The organism is Leucobacter sp. BZR 635, assembly GCF_048061935.2.
Taxonomy (GTDB): domain Bacteria; phylum Actinomycetota; class Actinomycetes; order Actinomycetales; family Microbacteriaceae; genus Leucobacter.
Map to the genome: position 1 here is coordinate 20,582 of NZ_JBLUNZ020000022.1, position 15,756 is coordinate 36,337.

Annotated in this window: 14 protein-coding genes; 6 read left to right on the plus strand and 8 right to left on the minus strand. The window is 61.7% G+C overall.

The window, feature by feature from the left end; all coding sequences use genetic code 11:
- Positions 1 to 7 precede the first annotated feature (7 nt).
- Complete coding sequence (topA, locus tag ACI1US_RS03325; protein ID WP_416550090.1) at positions 8 to 2,836, minus strand: type I DNA topoisomerase; 2,829 nt, start codon at positions 2,834 to 2,836, stop codon at positions 8 to 10.
- 256 nt (positions 2,837 to 3,092) lie between these two features.
- Between topA and ACI1US_RS03330 the strand changes: the two genes are divergently transcribed.
- Positions 3,093 to 4,031, plus strand: coding sequence for a DUF808 domain-containing protein (locus tag ACI1US_RS03330; RefSeq protein ID WP_416550089.1), 939 nt, complete (start codon positions 3,093 to 3,095; stop codon positions 4,029 to 4,031).
- On the opposite strand, the gene ACI1US_RS03335 is transcribed toward ACI1US_RS03330, so the two are convergent.
- From ACI1US_RS03335 to ACI1US_RS03360, 6 genes are all read right to left on the minus strand, one after another.
- Complete coding sequence (locus ACI1US_RS03335; RefSeq protein WP_461638144.1) at positions 4,021 to 4,389, minus strand: Rv3654c family TadE-like protein; 369 nt, start codon at positions 4,387 to 4,389, stop codon at positions 4,021 to 4,023. The genes ACI1US_RS03330 and ACI1US_RS03335 overlap by 11 nt on opposite strands.
- Positions 4,386 to 4,841, minus strand: a complete 456-nt coding sequence (locus ACI1US_RS03340) for a TadE/TadG family type IV pilus assembly protein (protein ID WP_461638146.1) — start codon at positions 4,839 to 4,841, stop codon at positions 4,386 to 4,388. The genes ACI1US_RS03335 and ACI1US_RS03340 overlap by 4 nt, the downstream gene beginning before the upstream one ends.
- Positions 4,842 to 4,849: 8 nt before the next feature.
- Positions 4,850 to 5,371: a DUF4244 domain-containing protein gene (locus ACI1US_RS03345; protein WP_461638148.1), complete on the minus strand. Its 522-nt coding sequence runs from the start codon at positions 5,369 to 5,371 to the stop codon at positions 4,850 to 4,852.
- A 236-nt stretch (positions 5,372 to 5,607) separates the two neighbouring features.
- Entirely contained in the window at positions 5,608 to 6,615 is a 1,008-nt protein-coding gene (locus tag ACI1US_RS03350; protein ID WP_461638150.1) for a type II secretion system F family protein, read from the minus strand.
- Positions 6,596 to 7,594 (minus strand): CpaF family protein, encoded by a 999-nt coding sequence (locus ACI1US_RS03355; protein WP_461638152.1) that lies wholly within the window; start codon positions 7,592 to 7,594, stop codon positions 6,596 to 6,598. Before ACI1US_RS03355 ends, ACI1US_RS03350 begins: the two co-directional genes overlap by 20 nt.
- A 354-nt stretch (positions 7,595 to 7,948) precedes the next feature.
- The gene (locus ACI1US_RS03360; RefSeq protein WP_461638154.1) at positions 7,949 to 8,413 is read right to left on the minus strand and encodes a RidA family protein; all 465 of its coding nucleotides are present in this window, start codon (positions 8,411 to 8,413) and stop codon (positions 7,949 to 7,951) included.
- 245 nt (positions 8,414 to 8,658) lie between these two features.
- Between ACI1US_RS03360 and ACI1US_RS03365 the strand changes: the two genes are divergently transcribed.
- From ACI1US_RS03365 to ACI1US_RS03385, 5 genes are all read left to right on the plus strand, one after another.
- Positions 8,659 to 9,516: an ABC transporter permease gene (locus ACI1US_RS03365; RefSeq protein ID WP_461638156.1), complete on the plus strand. Its 858-nt coding sequence runs from the start codon at positions 8,659 to 8,661 to the stop codon at positions 9,514 to 9,516.
- 48 nt (positions 9,517 to 9,564) lie between these two features.
- Positions 9,565 to 10,626: an ABC transporter substrate-binding protein gene (locus ACI1US_RS03370; RefSeq protein ID WP_461638158.1), complete on the plus strand. Its 1,062-nt coding sequence runs from the start codon at positions 9,565 to 9,567 to the stop codon at positions 10,624 to 10,626.
- Positions 10,627 to 10,654: 28 nt separating this feature from the next.
- Complete coding sequence (locus ACI1US_RS03375) at positions 10,655 to 11,437, plus strand: ABC transporter ATP-binding protein (RefSeq protein WP_461638160.1); 783 nt, start codon at positions 10,655 to 10,657, stop codon at positions 11,435 to 11,437.
- 50 nt (positions 11,438 to 11,487) lie between these two features.
- Entirely contained in the window at positions 11,488 to 13,146 is a 1,659-nt protein-coding gene (locus tag ACI1US_RS03380; RefSeq protein WP_461638162.1) for a M24 family metallopeptidase, read from the plus strand.
- Between the two features lie 118 nt (positions 13,147 to 13,264).
- Complete coding sequence (locus tag ACI1US_RS03385; protein ID WP_461638164.1) at positions 13,265 to 14,179, plus strand: LysR substrate-binding domain-containing protein; 915 nt, start codon at positions 13,265 to 13,267, stop codon at positions 14,177 to 14,179.
- 42 nt (positions 14,180 to 14,221) lie between these two features.
- On the opposite strand, the gene ACI1US_RS03390 is transcribed toward ACI1US_RS03385, so the two are convergent.
- Entirely contained in the window at positions 14,222 to 15,676 is a 1,455-nt protein-coding gene (locus ACI1US_RS03390; RefSeq protein WP_461638166.1) for an aldehyde dehydrogenase (NADP(+)), read from the minus strand.
- Between the last annotated feature and the right edge of the window lie 80 nt (positions 15,677 to 15,756).

Sequence of the window (15,756 nt, forward strand, 5' to 3'; positions counted from 1 at the left end):
GCGCCGGCTACTCCGCAGCTGCCGCAGCAGCCTCGGCTGCTTCTGCGGCCTTCTTCGCGGCGTTCGCCTTGCGGGTCTCGGCCGCCTTCTTCGCGGCAGCCGAGCGGGCCGGGTCAACAGCCTTCTTCGCAGCGGCGGTCTTCGAAGCTGGCTTTTTGGCAGCCGTCTTCTTCGCGGGAGCCTTCTTCGCGGGAGCCTTCTTCTTCTTGGCCGGGCCCTTCGCGCGCTTGATTGCGAGCAGGTCGATCGCGCGCTCGAAGGTGATGTCCTCAACGGAGTCGCCGCGCGGGATCGTCGCGTTCGTCTCACCGTCAGTAACGTACGGACCGAAGCGGCCGTCCTTCACCTTCACGGGCTTGCCGCTCACAGGGTCAGCTTCGAATTCCTTCAGCGAGGAGCTTGCCTTCTTCGCGCCGTACTTCGGCTGCGCGAGCACCTCGAGCGCGCCGGGCAGGTCGATCGAGAAGATCGCGTCCTCGCTCGGCAGCGTGCGGGTGTCGGAGCCCTTCTTCAGGTACGGGCCGTAGCGACCGTTCTGCGCGGTAATCGGGTCGCCCGACTCGGGATCGTTGCCGACGGTACGGGGTAGATCGAGCAGTGCGACGGCGGTGTCGAGGTCGACGGTCGCCGGATCCATCGTCTTGAACAGCGACGCGGTGCGCGGCTTCTCGCCCTTTGGCAGCTCCTCGTCCTCGTTCGGCAGCTCCTGCACGTACGGGCCGAAGCGGCCGTTCTTCGCGATGACGCGCTTGCCGGTGACCGGATGCAGGCCGACGACGCGATCCTCGAGCGGCTCGGCGTCCGCGAGCTCGTGCGCGCGCGCCGGTGTGAGCTCGTCAGGAGCCATGCCGTCGGGAATGTTCACGCTGCGCGGCTTGAGCTCGCCGTTCTCGTCGACCTCGCTCTTCTCGTCGTACACCTCGAGGTAGGGGCCGTACTTACCGTTGCGGAGTGAAATCTGGTCGTCGATGCGGATCGTGTTGATCGCGCGCGCGTCGATCTCGCCGAGGTTATCGACGACGCCGCGGAGTCCCGGGTGGTTGTCGCTGCCGAAGTAGAAGTCCTTCAACCAGGCGGAGCGGTCGGTCTTGCCTGCGGCGATCTCGTCGAGGTCGCTCTCCATCTCAGCGGTGAAGTCGTAGTCGACGAGCGCCGCGAAGTGCTCCTCGAGCAGCCGCACCACGGAGAACGCGATCCAGCTCGGCACGAGGGCCTGGCCCTGCTTCGACACGTAGCCGCGATCCATGATGGTGCTCACGATGGCGGAGTACGTCGAGGGGCGGCCGATGCCGAGCTCCTCGAGGCGCTTCGTGAGGCTCGCCTCGGTGTAGCGCGGGGGCGGGCTCGTCTCGTGCTTCTTCGCCTGCGGCTCGTTGATGCCGAGCTGCTGGTTCTCGACAAGCTGCGGGAGCGAGACGTTCGCCTTGTCGGCGTCGCCGCGCTTCTCGTCCTTGCCTTCTTCGTAGGCGAGGAGGAAGCCGGGGAAGGTGATGACGGTGCCGCTCGCGGTGAATTCCGCGTCAGTGGATCCGTTGTTTTCTGCCACCGCGACGCCGACGGTGACCGTCGCGGTTGAGCCCTTCGCGTCTGCCATCTGGCTGGCGACCGTGCGCTTCCAGATGAGGTCGTAGAGGGCGAACTCACCCTGCGTGAGCGTGCCCTTGAGCTCGCTCGGGCGTTCGAAGACGTCGCCAGCGGGGCGGATTGCCTCGTGCGCCTCCTGGGCACCCTTCGACTTGCCGGTGTAAACGCGGGGGGCGTCGGGCACGGTCTCTGCTCCGTAGAGCGCCGCTGCCTGCGAGCGTGCAGCCTCGACTGCCTGCTTCGAAAGCGTGGGCGAGTCGGTACGCATATAGGTGATGTGACCGTTTTCGTACAGCGACTGCGCGAACGACATGGTCTGGCGCGAGCTGTAGCGGAGCTTTCGCGAAGCCTCCTGCTGCAGCGTCGACGTCGTGAACGGAGCGGCGGGGCGGCGCGTGTGCGGCTTGGTTTCGAGCGAGCGCACGGCGGCCTTCGGGCCCGCTTCCAGCGCACTTGCGAGCACCTCGGCGCGCGTGCCGTCAAGCGCGATCGCTCCGGCCTTCACTGCCTTCGGGCTCAGCTGGCCGCTGTCGTCAAAGTCGCCGCCGGAGGCGACGCGCTTGCCATCGAGGCGCACGAGCTTGGCCTCGAACGGCACGCGGTCGACCGCGTCATCAGCAGGCTCGAACCGGGCGTCAATGCTCCAGTACTCGGCGGAGGTAAAGGCGAGACGCTCGCGTTCGCGGTCCACCACGAGACGTGTCGCTGCGGACTGCACGCGGCCCGCCGAAAGCTTCGGGGCAACCTTGCGCCAGAGCACCGGCGAGATGTCGTAGCCGTAGAGCCTGTCGAGAATACGCCGGGTCTCCTGGGCGTCGACGAGGGCGATGTCGAGGTCGCGAGTGTTGGCCTTGGCCTCTTCGATCGCTTCCTTCGTGATCTCGTGGAAGACCATGCGGTGGACTGGCACCTTCGGCTTCAGCACTTCAAGCAGGTGCCACGCGATGGCCTCACCCTCGCGGTCCTCATCAGTTGCGAGCCACAGCTCGTCCGCATCTTTCAGGGCCCGCTTGAGCTCGGTGACCGTCTTCTTCTTGTTGTCGTTCACGACATAGTAGGGAGTGAAGCCGTCTTCGACATCAACGCCGAACTTGCCGAAGGGGCCCTTTTTGAGCTCGGCAGGGAGTTCTGAGGGCTCGGCAAGATCTCGAATGTGCCCGACGGAGGCGACGACGTGATAGTCGTCTCCGAGATAACCACCGATCGTGCGTGCCTTTGTCGGCGACTCCACGATGACAAGCTTCTTGCCCACGGCACTCCAATTCTTGCGTTCACATCCCGTACACGCGATTCGTCGCGCAGGGTTCCCTGCACGGCAACGATACACACAGTCACGTGAGAATCTGTCATTCTTCTGGCTGCCCGACGCCCTGGGCATAGTCCTGGCGACCTTTCAGCAACTTGATTGCCGACGCCGGGGAGAATGGAAATCCGTGAACCCGGCACGCATAGCTTGGACACGGGTTATCCTGAACTGCACCGAGTCCCCTCTATTTAAAGGCCCCCACGTGAGCGCTAGTTTCTTCGCCCTTCTCGACGACATCGCGGTGCTCGCGCGCGCCGCGGCCGCGTCAATCGACGATGTTGTTGCGGGTGCGGCCAAGGCTTCTGCAAAGGCCGCTGGCGTGGTCATTGATGACGCTGCGGTGTCGCCGCAGTACGTGCAAGGCTTGACGCCGAAGCGGGAGCTCCCAGTGGTCTGGAAGATCACGCGCGGCTCCCTGATGAACAAGGCCCTCATCATCATCGGCATCATGCTGTTGAGCACGTGGGCACCCTGGATCTTTCCGTGGCTGCTGATCTTGGGCGGCACCTACCTCGCTTACGAGGGAGCCGAGAAGGTGTGGCACTGGATTCGGCCCGCCCATTCGGGCGAAGCAGGAGTCGAGCAGGTCGTCGAGCGCACCGCCACTGATGAAAAACAGATGGTGTCGAGCGCGGTTCGCACCGACCTCGTCCTGAGTATCGAGATCATGCTCATCTCGCTCGCGAACATCGAGGCCTCTTCCTGGGGCATTCGTCTCGCCACGCTGATCGTCGTCGGGCTCCTGATGACCGTCGCGGTCTACGGCACCGTCGCCCTGCTCATCCGCATGGACGATGTGGGCTTCTGGCTCATGAAGAAGCCCGCGCGCTGGCTGAAGTCAATCGGTACGGGCCTTGTCCGAGCGATGCCGTGGGTATTCAAGGGGCTCACCGTCGTTGGCGCGCTCGCGATGCTCTGGGTCGGCGGGCATATCTTGCTCGTGAATCTCGGCGAGGTAGGCTTCACGGCTCCGTACGAGGTTGTCAGTTCGATCGTTGGTGCGGTCAGCGCTCCTGGCATTGTCACCTGGTTCATCGATTCTGGCCTTTCTGCAGTCTTTGGTCTCGCGTGGGGCGCGGTTGTGATGCTCGTGCTCGCGGTTGTCGCGCGGCTGCGGTTCAAGAAGCCCGTCACGCACTAGCTCCTCGCCGGCGAGAGTTCACTACATTCAGGTTCGGAGGGCCGGCGCGGGCCTCACGACTCACCGAGATCACTCCCAGCTGCACAGTCACACGCACTCGCGCGTCGAGCGCGGCTTCGTCGAGCTCACAGCGAGCCACTGCCGCACCGTGCAGCACGGCAACCTCGGCCGCCAATTCGCAGGGCCCAACGTCGACGGCTGCCGCTCGGCCGAGCAACGCATCTGCTGCGGCGAGGGCACCAGCGTCCGCGGCGTTCGCGGCACGAGCCCCCGCGACCACCGCGTTTGAGGCGACAAGCACTGGCACCCCGAGAAGCAGTGTTCCCGCAGCGACTCCGACCATCAGCGGCACACTCATGAGTCCACCCGCTGGTGTTGGAAGATAACCGTTCCATTCAAGCGGTCTGGGCTTGAGCCCTCGGCCACAGCGGCGCACCCATGCCCGGTCACCGACAGCGTCGCAAGCAGTCCGGCCTTCGGGCCGGAACTCGCAGTGACGCAGAGAACCCGGCCATCACCGTCACGCGAAATGCGCGGGTCTCCGCTGAAGCTCTCGAGGCGGGCTGCGGCGAGCGCACTGTCGCCTCGGGCTTCGAGTCTGGCGAGGTCGCCCGCCAGCGCGGTGAGGCTGACCCGTTGTGCGGCGATCTGCACGCTCCCCACGACGAGACCCAGCACCAGCAGCACCGCCGGCACAGTGATGGCGAACTCCGCGGTGACTGACCCGCGCGAGTCCGCGACGAGTGCTGTGCCGAGCGCTGCGATGCGCCGGCGCAGCCGCACGCTCCGTGGCCGTGTCTGCCCCCGCATCAGCGCGTTTACCCCGCACTCCCCAGCGCGTTTTGTACGAGCGACAGCAGCATCGCCCGCACCTCTTCGGAGCGCATAATCACGATGAGGAGCCCCGCGAATGCAACCGCTGCAACTATCACCAACGCATACTCTGCCGTGACCGCGCCCCGTTCGTCCTCACGGAGAGACGCGGCCCGGCCGGATCTCAGCGTCCGCAGGAATCCGCTCCGCGTCGCCCTGAAGATCTCCACAAGGTACGCACTGCGCAGCCAGGGCAACCGTCGAGGCCAGGCCATCCGGGGTTGCCGTCGCAGCCCGGGCAGCCGGGGGCTCCGCGGCAATCGTTGCAGCGGCTGCCTCTGGGGCAGCGAGACCGGCTCAGTGCCTGCGGCCGGGAACCCCAGGGACCTGAGCAGCAGCCGCTCCTCAGTATCGGTTGCTGTCTCGGTTGTGGCCTCGGCGGTACCTCGGGACTCGAACCCCGTACGGTTTCGTGCTGCTGCTCTCTCCGGGGTGCGGCCCTTCACTGTTGTCGTGTGTGAGTGCATCGTTGATCTCCTCGTGTTTCTGTTTCTGTTTCGGTTTCCGGTTCTGGTTCTGGGGTTGTTGACGACTGAGAGCCGAGCTGTTGCACGGTCTTGATGCTTGGTGCGTCTGGGGTCGATATTCACCGAGGCGGGGGCGGCGTAGCGCTGCGGGTTGCTAAATGTGGACGGGACGAGCGAAAACTGCTGCGGTCGGCCAATGTGGGGAAAGCTCCGGTGGTGAGCCCCAGCCGCGGCGCTCACCTGAGCAGTAGGTCACCGAGCAACGTCACGATGACGGGAACAACACCGATCGCGACGAATGACGGGAGCACACAGCACGCGAGCGGAATCAGGATGCGCACTCCCAGGCGCTCCGCCTCACGCTCGAGCTGCGACTGAGTCGCTGCCCGGAGCTTATTCGCGGCGTCCACTAGCAGAGGCGATGCTGACACTCCCACCGCGGTTGCCGTCGCGAGCGCGCTCGCGAGTGGCCTACCTGCTCGCAGGCTTGCAAACTCGATCCACTCGGCGCGGCAGTCGGAGGCCGCGTCAGCCACTCTCCGCAGCGCTTCGCTCGGCGGAGCCCCACCAGCCAGAGCGATCCACATCAGCTCGCACTCGAGCCCAGCTACCCGGTCCAGTCCCGCGACCTGCCCGGTCAGGGAGTTTGCCCAGCGCAGACCGAGGTACTGCAGCAGCAGGCCACCGATGAGCAACACTCCCCCAAGCGGCGTGAAGAACACCGGGAGCGGATCAAATCCCAAGAGAAACCCGACCGCGACGGCCGCGAGCGGGAGCCACCCGACCAGTCGCGCGGTCATTCGGGGGCCCGCAAGCAGCACCTCTCGTTTCTGTTCCACATCCGCAACCCCGTTGAGGGCCGCAGCGATCCGGTCAAGCGCGGGCGCAAACGGGGCCCCGCTCGTCTCAGCGAGCATCCATGCAGCCCCGAGCACCCGCCACTCAGGGCCGTCAACGCGCGCAAACGCCGCCCCCACCCCGCTTCCGTCGCCAACCAGCCTCGCAACCTCGATCGTCTCGGATCCTCTGAGGTCCTGCGCGACCGCCGACACAGTTTGCGTGGGTGACATTCCGCCGCGCAGCAACGCCGCGCAGCGCGTCGCCGTGGCCGCAGCCGTCACGGCAGCAGCGGGCGAGGCAGCAGCAGTCAGTGCCGCTGGCTCAGCGTCCTCCCGCTCGCGTCGCTGCGAGCCACTCCCCGGCCGCCAGAACTTGTGGCCCGCGCTACGTCGCCTCCGCCGCATAGGCACCCACCTCCAGCGTGCCGCCGCGGTTAAGCCGTAACGCTCCCAATTGTTCGATCCGGTGCGCGCCACCACCTCGGCTCACATGCACGATGAGGTCAAGCGCCATCGCCTGCCTCGCGAGCGTCTGCGGGCTCAGACCCGCAAGCATCCCGAGCGCCTCCAGCCTGGCCGGGACATCGGCGATGCTGTTCGCGTGCAGGGTGCCAGCCCCGCCCTCGTGCCCGGTGTTCAGCGCCGACAGCAGGGTAACGATCTCAGCACCCCGGCACTCGCCCAACACGATCCGGTCGGGTCGCATCCTGAGCGTTTCACGCAGTAGGCGTTCCAAGCCGATCTCCCCGGCCTGCTCGATATTCGCCTGTCGCGCTTCGAGGGCAATGTGATGGGCGTGGTCTGGCCGTAACTCGGCAACGTCTTCGATCGATACGATCCGTTCGTGGGGCGCAACGAGCGCGAGCAGCGCGTTGAGCAGCGTGGTTTTGCCGCTCCCGGCGCCTCCGGTGATGAGGAGATTTTGCCGCTCGGCGACGCTTCGTTGCAGGAGCGCCGCCTGCCGCGGTGAACACAAACCACCGCCCGCCAGCTCAGCGAGTGCGGGCACCCGCAGCGCGGGGAGCCGCAGTGACAGCACCGGGCCGGCAACTGCCACGGGATCGAGAACGGCGTGCGCGCGGATCCCATCGCCCAACCGCACATCGGCGACGGGGTTCAGTTCGTCAAGGTGTCGCCCGCCAGCGGCGATCAGCGCAATCGCGAGCCGGCGAACCTCAACAGCCGGGGTCGCCCACCCGTCAACTCGCGCCGCGCCGCGTCCCCGATCCACCCACAGCTGCCCCGTGCCGTCACGAACATGCACCATGAGATCGCGCACCTCTGGGTCGTCGAGCAGCGGGAGCAGGCCGCCCAGCGCACGCCGGGCATCGCTGCCGAGAGCGGCGGATCTGTGAAGCGCGGTGCGGGATTTTCTGGGGTCCATCCCTCGAGGAAAGCCTGTCGGGCTCGCACTGCCAAGAGCAAACATGCGAATGTGGACAGCTCCCCCGCCACACCCACTTTCGGGGGGTCTGGGTGTAAAGCTTTGGGGTCTAGCATTGAGCCAGACAATGATGTTTTGGGACCGGAACCAAAGACTCATGAGAAGCTGCGTGTCTGCGTTATAGGACGCGGCATTCTGCGCATCCTATAAGCAAGGTGAGATCTTCAGGCAAGATCATGGCACAACAGTGCAACTCGATTCCGCTGACGAGACAGCACTCGGTTCCCGGCGGCCTTGTAGCCCTAGTTCGCTCCACCCAGCTGCTATCGGGTTCGGTACTCTGCGAAGCGAAGTTTAGTTGACCTCGAAGACCGCTTCGACTTCGACGGGAGCGTTCTGCGGGAGCTGCGGAACCGCCAGGGACGTGCGTGCGTGGTTACCGATCTCGGAACCAAATGCGACTCTCAGGAGATTGCTCGCGCCATCAATAACACTCGGTTGAGCAAAGAATCCCGGGGCACTCGCGACATACCCGTTGAGCTTGACGACGCGTGAGATCCTGCTCAAGCCAACGGCCTGCTCGACCTGGGCAAGGAGGTTGAGCGCAGCAAGCTCTGCGGCCAGCGCTCCTTCCTCAACTGAGAGATCCGCCCCCACGAGCCCGTGGCATGACAGCTGTCCGTCGAGCTTTGGAATCTGTCCAGAGACAAATAGAAGGTTTCCCGTGAGTACGGCGGCCGAATATGCGTAGTTTGGTGGTGCCGCAAGGGGCAATGACAAGCCTCGGGCTGCGAGATTTTGGATGATCTGGTTAGGCATGAGGCCTTCTTTCTCAACGATCTTAGATGCCCTCAATCTAAACCCGTCAGCAGCGATCTATCCCACTTCTTGCTATGCCCATTTGGGTATTAAATAGTTCACTTTAGGACTTAGACAGGTATCTAACGGGCTGGCATACTGAAATCCATCGAGCAAGCCTGAACGGCGCAGAGAACACCCTCTGGACACACCGAACTTTAGAGGCTCGAAGAATCTCAAAGACGAGAAGGACGGAGACAACCGCAATGAGTCTGGTGAACGGTCAAAGGAACATGGAGGCGCGGGAGGATCTCTCTACCCAACAATTAGCTCTCCCCTCCGGCGCAAAGCACGGACCAACGCTAGGGGCGGTCCTCACTTCACCCGGAGCCAAAGCCGTTATGGGCATCCTCATCGCGCTCGCCCTATGGGAACTCGTCGTTCGCATCTTCGATTTCCCGGCGTATCTTCTCGTTGGGCCGATATCCGCCTTCGCGGAACTCTTTTCACGCCCCGAGTTCTATTTGTCCCACAGCTGGGTGACTCTCACAGAGGCACTCGCGGGTTTCGCGCTCGGAGCAGCACTCGGCGTGCTCTTCGGCGCGATTCTCTATTACCTCCCGTTTCTGCGCCATTTCGTCTACCCAATGCTCATTGCTGTCGATACGATCCCCAAGGTCGCGCTCGCTCCACTATTTATCCTCTGGTTCGGATTCGGTTTTGAATCAAAGGCATTCGTGTCGATGCTCATCGCGTTCTTCCCGTTAGTGATCAACACCTATGAGGGCCTCTCTTCAGTGCCCGCAGAGCTCAAAGAACTCGCACGAATAAACCGGGCATCAACGTGGATGCGGATGAGCAAGATTGAGTTCATCTATGCGTTGCCCTACGTGTTCACGGGAATGAAGATCGCGATCTCAATAGCAGTCGGCGGCGCAGTGGTCGGCGAGTTCATTGCAGGCTCGAGCGGCCTGGGCTACGTCATCTTGTTGGCGAATAGTCAGGTGAATCTACCCTCGATGTTCGCCGCATTCATGGTTCTAGCCCTGATCTCACTCCTATTGTTTGCCCTGGTGGATTTCATCGGTAGAAAGCTCGTGCCCTGGAGAAGTTTTGTCAAGTAACCAGCGTCAAAGAAGACCATTCGATTACTCCTTGAAAGGAACACTACAGTGCAGAAGACGATGAGACAGCGCTTTGCCGCTGCCACCACGATTGCGGCCACCTCAGCGCTACTCCTCTCCGCTTGCAGCTCCGGCTCACCGAGCGGCTCCGGCGACCAGGAGCTGGAAAATGCAGTGCTCATGATGGGCATCGCATTCACCCCTCGTCACGCCCCACTTTTTGCTGCGAAAGATCAAGGATTCTTTGAGGAAGAAGGCATCGATCTTGAGATTATGCCTGGCACGGGTTCCGCTAACGCGGTCTCCGCTGTGGATTCTGGAAAGGTCGACTTTGCCTGGGCAGATTTCGGAGTCACAATGCTAAGCATCGCCCAAGGCAGCAAGGTGAAGCAGGTCAATCTTTTGCAAGGTTCGAGCACCTACGCAGTCGTCGCGCTAGAGAAAAGCGGCATCACAGATTGGGATGACCTCAAGGGCAAGACCGTTGCGACAGAAGCCAGCGGCGCCATGCCTGCTATGTGGCCCATCGTGCGCGACAATCTCGGCTTCTCCGAAGGCGACGTCGAAGTCATCCACGCAACCGGCGACGCGAAGGTTCCTGGCCTCCTCGCTGGCCAGTGGGACGCGAACTTCGCCAACGCGACCACAGACGTTCCCGGCTTTATCGACCAGGGAGAAGATCCGGTCGTGCTCCCCTGGGCGGATCAGGGCCTCAGCGTCTACGGAGATGGCATTCTCGCGAATGACAAGACACTCACAGAGCGCCCTGAGCTCGTAAAAGCGTTCAATCGCGCTGCTACTAAGGGATTTATGTGGGCCTGCGCCAACGTACCTGAGACTGTGAAGAGCTTCAACAACCAGATCGCCGGCTTCAGTGAGACAGCACTCACGACGGCAATTGAGATGCAGTGTGACGCTCGTTGGAACGATGAGAACGAGTCAGTCGGACTTGGACATATGAGCGATGAAGGCGTGCAAAAGCTCATCGATCTCGGAGGAAAGTACCTCGGCCTGGAAAACGCCGCAGAGATTTCTCCCGCAGACATCTACAGCAGCGACTTCGTTGACCCTGTTGCCATAGATGAGCAGATTACAAGCCCCCGGAACTGACGCTTCGCCACAGACCTTAGGATTCAAAATGAGTACAACCCAGCCGGTCATCGATATCAAGAACGTTGGTATGACCTACAAGTCCCGTGAAGGCGGAGAAGTCACGGTTCTCGACAACTGCGATTTTTCGGTGCAGAGGGGGGAATTCATCTCCATCGTCGGACAGTCGGGGAGTGGCAAGACCACTTTGCTCCGAATCATCGCTGGACTGCTAGAGAATACGCAGGGCGAGGTTCTGGTCAAGGGAAATCCCGTCGCAGATTCACTACGGGAGCTCGCGATGGTGTTTCAGAACCCGGTGTTGCTACCGTGGCGCAACAACCTCGCAAATATTTTGCTTCCAATGGAGTTCCGCAAGGCGGTCACTCCCGAAGTCAGGAAGTACGCCCAGCACTTGCTGGATATGGTCGGCCTGTCCGGGAGTGAAAAACGGTATTCGTACGAACTCTCCGGAGGCATGCAGCAGCGTGTGTCCATCGCTCGCGCGCTCGTCTCCCGGCCCGAAATCTTATTGATGGATGAGCCTTTCGGCGCTCTCGACGCCATGACTCGGGACACGATGAACATCGAACTGCAACGCATCTGGAAGGAGACCAATCAATCAGTATTGTTTATCACGCATTCGATATCCGAGGCCGTCTGGTTGGGTGATCGTGTGCTGGTCATCGGGGACCGCCCGGGCCGAGTGATTGCCGATATCAAGATAGATATCCCCCGCATGCGAACCAAGGAGTCTCGTTTTACTCCCGATTTCGCTAACTATGTGAGCGAAATCGAGACTCTCATTGGAGCGCCTGGCGCAATCAGCTAGCGCTTCGCTTTTCACACATCTAAAACCACACCACGGCACCGGAGGTACACGTGCGACTGAACAACGACACCTTACGTATTACTGAAGAGTTCGGCCTCGACCCCACAGAGAATCTACTCTTCACCAACATTCGGCGCGATTCAAGCAAGATCGTGAAGCCGATCGTTGCAGAGGTTGAAGGACAGAGCATTCTGTTGGTACGGCAGCAGGAGTCTGGCGGTGTGCTCGCCGCAAATATTCCTGCTGAACGCGTTCGGTTCCACACCGGATGGGTGACGTTCGACCGACGCCTCGTCGAAGGCTTCGACGTCGCGCCGAACCTACCGAGTCTCATCGCAGAGCTTTCAAAGGGTGAGCAGGTTCAGGTAGCACCCGGCATCTGCCTTGCCCATCTCCAAGAGTTTCAGGACCATAAGGGTGTGTCGATAGCGGTTGAAGAGGATCCGCTCGACAGCCTCCCGGTAACGGTCTATCGCTTTGCCGTGGCCTCGGTCCTGGAGCAGTTTGCCGGATGGCGCGCAGCAGGCGTTGAGTTCGGCCTCGACTTCGTGAAAAAGTTCCCGGGGCTTGAGGGGATCGATGCATATCTTGATTCGAACGTCGACACGCGATTCAGCGAGCTTGCAGCCGTAGCTACAGATCTCGGAGCGAGTGCGCTGTATCTCTCCGCTCCGCCAAACTTTTCCGAAGTCACTGGGTTCCAAGACGGAGAGGGGCTCGGCGCACTCTGGGAGCCCGGGTCAGAGAGCGTCTTCGTCATAGCAAGTGACGATGCACGTGCTATCGGAGGTGAGCCAGTAGCCCGCTACGCGTCCAGGGCACACGCTATACGAACATTGGTCACGGGGCCGGGGCTGGCAGTTGAAGAGGACTGGATAACTGCTTCCTTCGCTCAAACCCTCATTGCAGCCGGATTTGAACTGCGCAACGCGTCTACTCCGCTCGGGAACTGGCGCGACCTGCGTGACGTTGAGGACCTTGTCTTCCAAATCATTGCGGCGCGCGCGAGCACCAGCGCTATCGAAGGAGCTTTGGAGAACCTCAGCCAACGCCTCGCTGACGGTGGCGAGAGCACTGAGTATGAGGTTTATAGTGACTACCTCGATGGCTTACAAAAATTCCGGGTCCAGTACGAAGTACCGTTCGCCATCGAGCCGTATTTCACCAATCTTCACGCGTCTGACAGGACGCTGTTCCCAACGCCACCGGCAGCGGCTCGAATCACAGCAGCGAGTCGCTGCATCGAATTGGATGCTGGGGTCAAGATCACAGTTAACGGTGTTGTTCTCGCTACCTCAGACATGGCCCGAACGCTCACTCTCACTCCGGGGGCAACTCGCGCCTTTCGTGTCTTGACCGATGTGATCCGCGAGAGCATCATTCCTTCAATCCGCCCTGGAGTGCCGGTGAGTGAGGTCCACTCGCAGGCGCTCACCTCGCTCACAGCTGTCCGAGTGGAGCTCGAGGACGCAGGAGTCCTGGACCCCCAAACCGACTTCGTTTCCTGGTACAAGAAACGCAACGTTGGCCACCTTATGGGCAAGCAAGAGTCGTTCGCGAACGAGCTCCGCCCCGGCTATTCACACGTGCTCCGCGTCGGGGATTACGGGGCCGCCGAGACACCATGGCGTTTTGGGAACGTTGGGATCAGCACCGAAGATCTCTGGTTCATCGGTGAAGAACGCACCTTCATCCTGACGCTGAGTTAGAGAAGCGGAGGCGCTGCGGGTGCGGGGTGATACTCCATGCCCGCAGCCCCTTCTCATCGCGCGCCGCGGCCCGAGCCAGCGGCGCATCTGCAATTGTGGGGGAAAGGGAGGAGGCAGAGTGTTCACTTTCGTGCAACTCAAGAGCTTCGTAGTGGTGGCAAAGGAGCTCCATTTTGGCAGGGCCGCTGAGCAGCTTCAGATGACGCAGCCGCCACTGAGCCGGCAGATACGCAAGTTGGAAGACGAGGTCGGCTTTGAACTGTTCGATCGAACCAAACGCCAGGTGACGCTCACGATCGCCGGAGAGACATTCCTCGATGAAGCAACGAAGCTTCTGGCTATCGCGGAGAAGTCCCAAGAGCTCGCCCGGCGTATCGCTGACGGAAAGGACGGATTGGTTTCAGTAGGACTGACGGGAATGGCAATTCTGGCGCTGCTCCCGACTCTACTCGATGACATCGGGGAGCATGCACCTCGTCTCAAAATCGAGGTCCAAGAGATGGTGACGCGCGATCAGATCGTCGCGGTACTTGGTGGCCAGATTGACGTGGGCCTTGTCCGACGTCCACCGGATGCCCCGGAACTAGACTCCGTGTTGGTGCATACGGAGGGGCTTGTTGCCGCTATCAGCAGCAGGCACCCTTTGGGAGTGACAAACGCTCCCGTCCGGGTGTCAGACCTTCGAGATGAATCATTCATCGAGTATCACCCGGTCCAGGCAGCGTACTTCCACGAACTCGTTCAGTCGGTCCTGCGCGATACTCCGGTGCACTACAGCCAGCAGGTCACCCAAGTCCACAGTGTGATCGCCCTCGCGGCCAACAACCACGGACTAGCTTTCGTCCCCGAGTCTGCAATGGCATTGCAGATGGCGGGCGTCGTATTTCGGCCGATCGCTGGTTTTCGCGAGCGCACCATCCCCCTCTACGCCGTATGGCGCAAAGACAACTCGAATCCCGCGTTCAGAGTGGTTGTCAAACGGTTGTACCAGCTGCACAAGCGCAAAGCAGACCCTCGCACTCCCATCGGTTGAATATCCTTGGAGGAAAACGTCCCACACGCGCGCCTCACTTTGTCACGGCACCACCAGCGTCCCGTTGACCATGCGGGCGATACCCAACGGGTTGGACTCACGTAGTTCTTCCGGGAGAAGCGCATCCGGGAATCCTTGAAAGGTGACGGGTCGCAGAAACCTGGTGATCGCCGCTGTGCCCACGGAGGTAGAGGCAACCGACGTCGTCGCTGGGTAAGGCCCGCCATGCTGCTGGGCGTGCGTCACCGAGACCCCGGTAGGCCACTGGTTCCACAACACCCGGCCAGCCCGACCGACCGCCGTGTCCACGAGTTCAGCTATTCCCGGGTCTCCGACGTCACCGAAGACTGAGATGGTCAGTTGTCCCTCTAACTCGCGGCACAGCCGAGTCGCATCTTGATGGTCGTCATACTCGACGACAATCGCCGCTGGGCCAAAGACCTCGCTCAGGAGGACAAACGGGGCGTTGAGTACCTCCGCGATCTCTACTTGAAACAAGGTCGGAGCCGGTGGGTCAGCTAGCCAGTTAGACCGTCCCACGAGCAACGAGGCACCAGGAGCATCTGCTAGCCGCTCTATTCCCGTGATGTAGCCCGCCTGAATCGCCTCATTCAACATGGGTGCGGCGACAGGGAGGATCATACGAGCCAAGCGTTGCGGAACACGGGCTGAACGAGGCACGACAAGCACTCCGGGCTTCGTGCAGAGCTGACCGTTGCTGGAAGTAAACGATCCGATAAACCCTGCCAACATCGTGTCTAGAACTGCGTCCTGCCCGGTCACGAATACAGGATTGACGCTGCCGAGTTCTCCGAAGAACGGAATAGGTTCTGGCCGCGCGTTCGCAATATCAAGGAGCTGACGTCCCGCTGCAATAGAGCCGGTGAACGCACCGGCCTTGACGAGCGGATGCCTGAGCGCCGCCTGCGCTGCGTCGTTGCCTACGATCAGAGAGAACAATCCCTCCGGCGCGGCAACGGCCCGTAGCGCCCGTTCCACAACTTTCGCGGTCTGTGCAGACAACTGAAGATGCCCAGGATGAGCCTTCACAATCACGCTGCACCCCGCGGCGAGCGCTGATGCGGTATCTCCTCCAGCCACCGAGAACGCAAACGGAAAATTACTGGCGGCAAATACTAGAACCGGACCGAGAGGTATGTGGGTTCGACGCAGGTCCGGTCGCGGTGCGCCCATAGGCCAATCATCGTCAGCATGGTCGATCCGCACGTCGAGGTACTCACTCCGATCAAGGGCTTGAGCGTACAGACGTAACTGGAAGGTTGTTCGCCGGAGCTCCCCTCGAAGGCGATCCTCCAGAAGATGCGTCTCTTCCATTGCGATAGCTACCAACTCGTCGCCAGCCGCATCGAGAGCATCTGCAATTCCGACCAAACCAAGAGCGCGCTGCTGCGCAGATCTTTGACGCCAAGAACGGGCAGCACGCTCCGCAGCCTTAGCGATCAATTCGATTTCCGTCACGGTGGTCTCGGGTGCCACGAAGTTCCTCATTCTTTGGTCCTTGCCGAGCACCAAAGTAACTGCCCAGCTCATCCCAAGGTAGCCACGAGAATGCAGTC

Coding starts and splice junctions, on each gene's coding strand:
- ACI1US_RS03335 (WP_461638144.1), bottom strand. CDS start 4,389: ATGAGTGTGCCGCTGATGGTCGGAGTCGCTGCGGGAACACTGCTTCTC.
- ACI1US_RS03340 (WP_461638146.1), bottom strand. CDS start 4,841: ATGCGGGGGCAGACACGGCCACGGAGCGTGCGGCTGCGCCGGCGCATC.
- ACI1US_RS03345 (WP_461638148.1), bottom strand. CDS start 5,371: ATGCACTCACACACGACAACAGTGAAGGGCCGCACCCCGGAGAGAGCA.
- ACI1US_RS03350 (WP_461638150.1), bottom strand. CDS start 6,615: ATGCGGCGGAGGCGACGTAGCGCGGGCCACAAGTTCTGGCGGCCGGGG.
- ACI1US_RS03355 (WP_461638152.1), bottom strand. CDS start 7,594: ATGGACCCCAGAAAATCCCGCACCGCGCTTCACAGATCCGCCGCTCTC.
- ACI1US_RS03360 (WP_461638154.1), bottom strand. CDS start 8,413: ATGCCTAACCAGATCATCCAAAATCTCGCAGCCCGAGGCTTGTCATTG.
- ACI1US_RS03365 (WP_461638156.1), top strand. CDS start 8,659: ATGAGTCTGGTGAACGGTCAAAGGAACATGGAGGCGCGGGAGGATCTC.
- ACI1US_RS03375 (WP_461638160.1), top strand. CDS start 10,655: ATGAGTACAACCCAGCCGGTCATCGATATCAAGAACGTTGGTATGACC.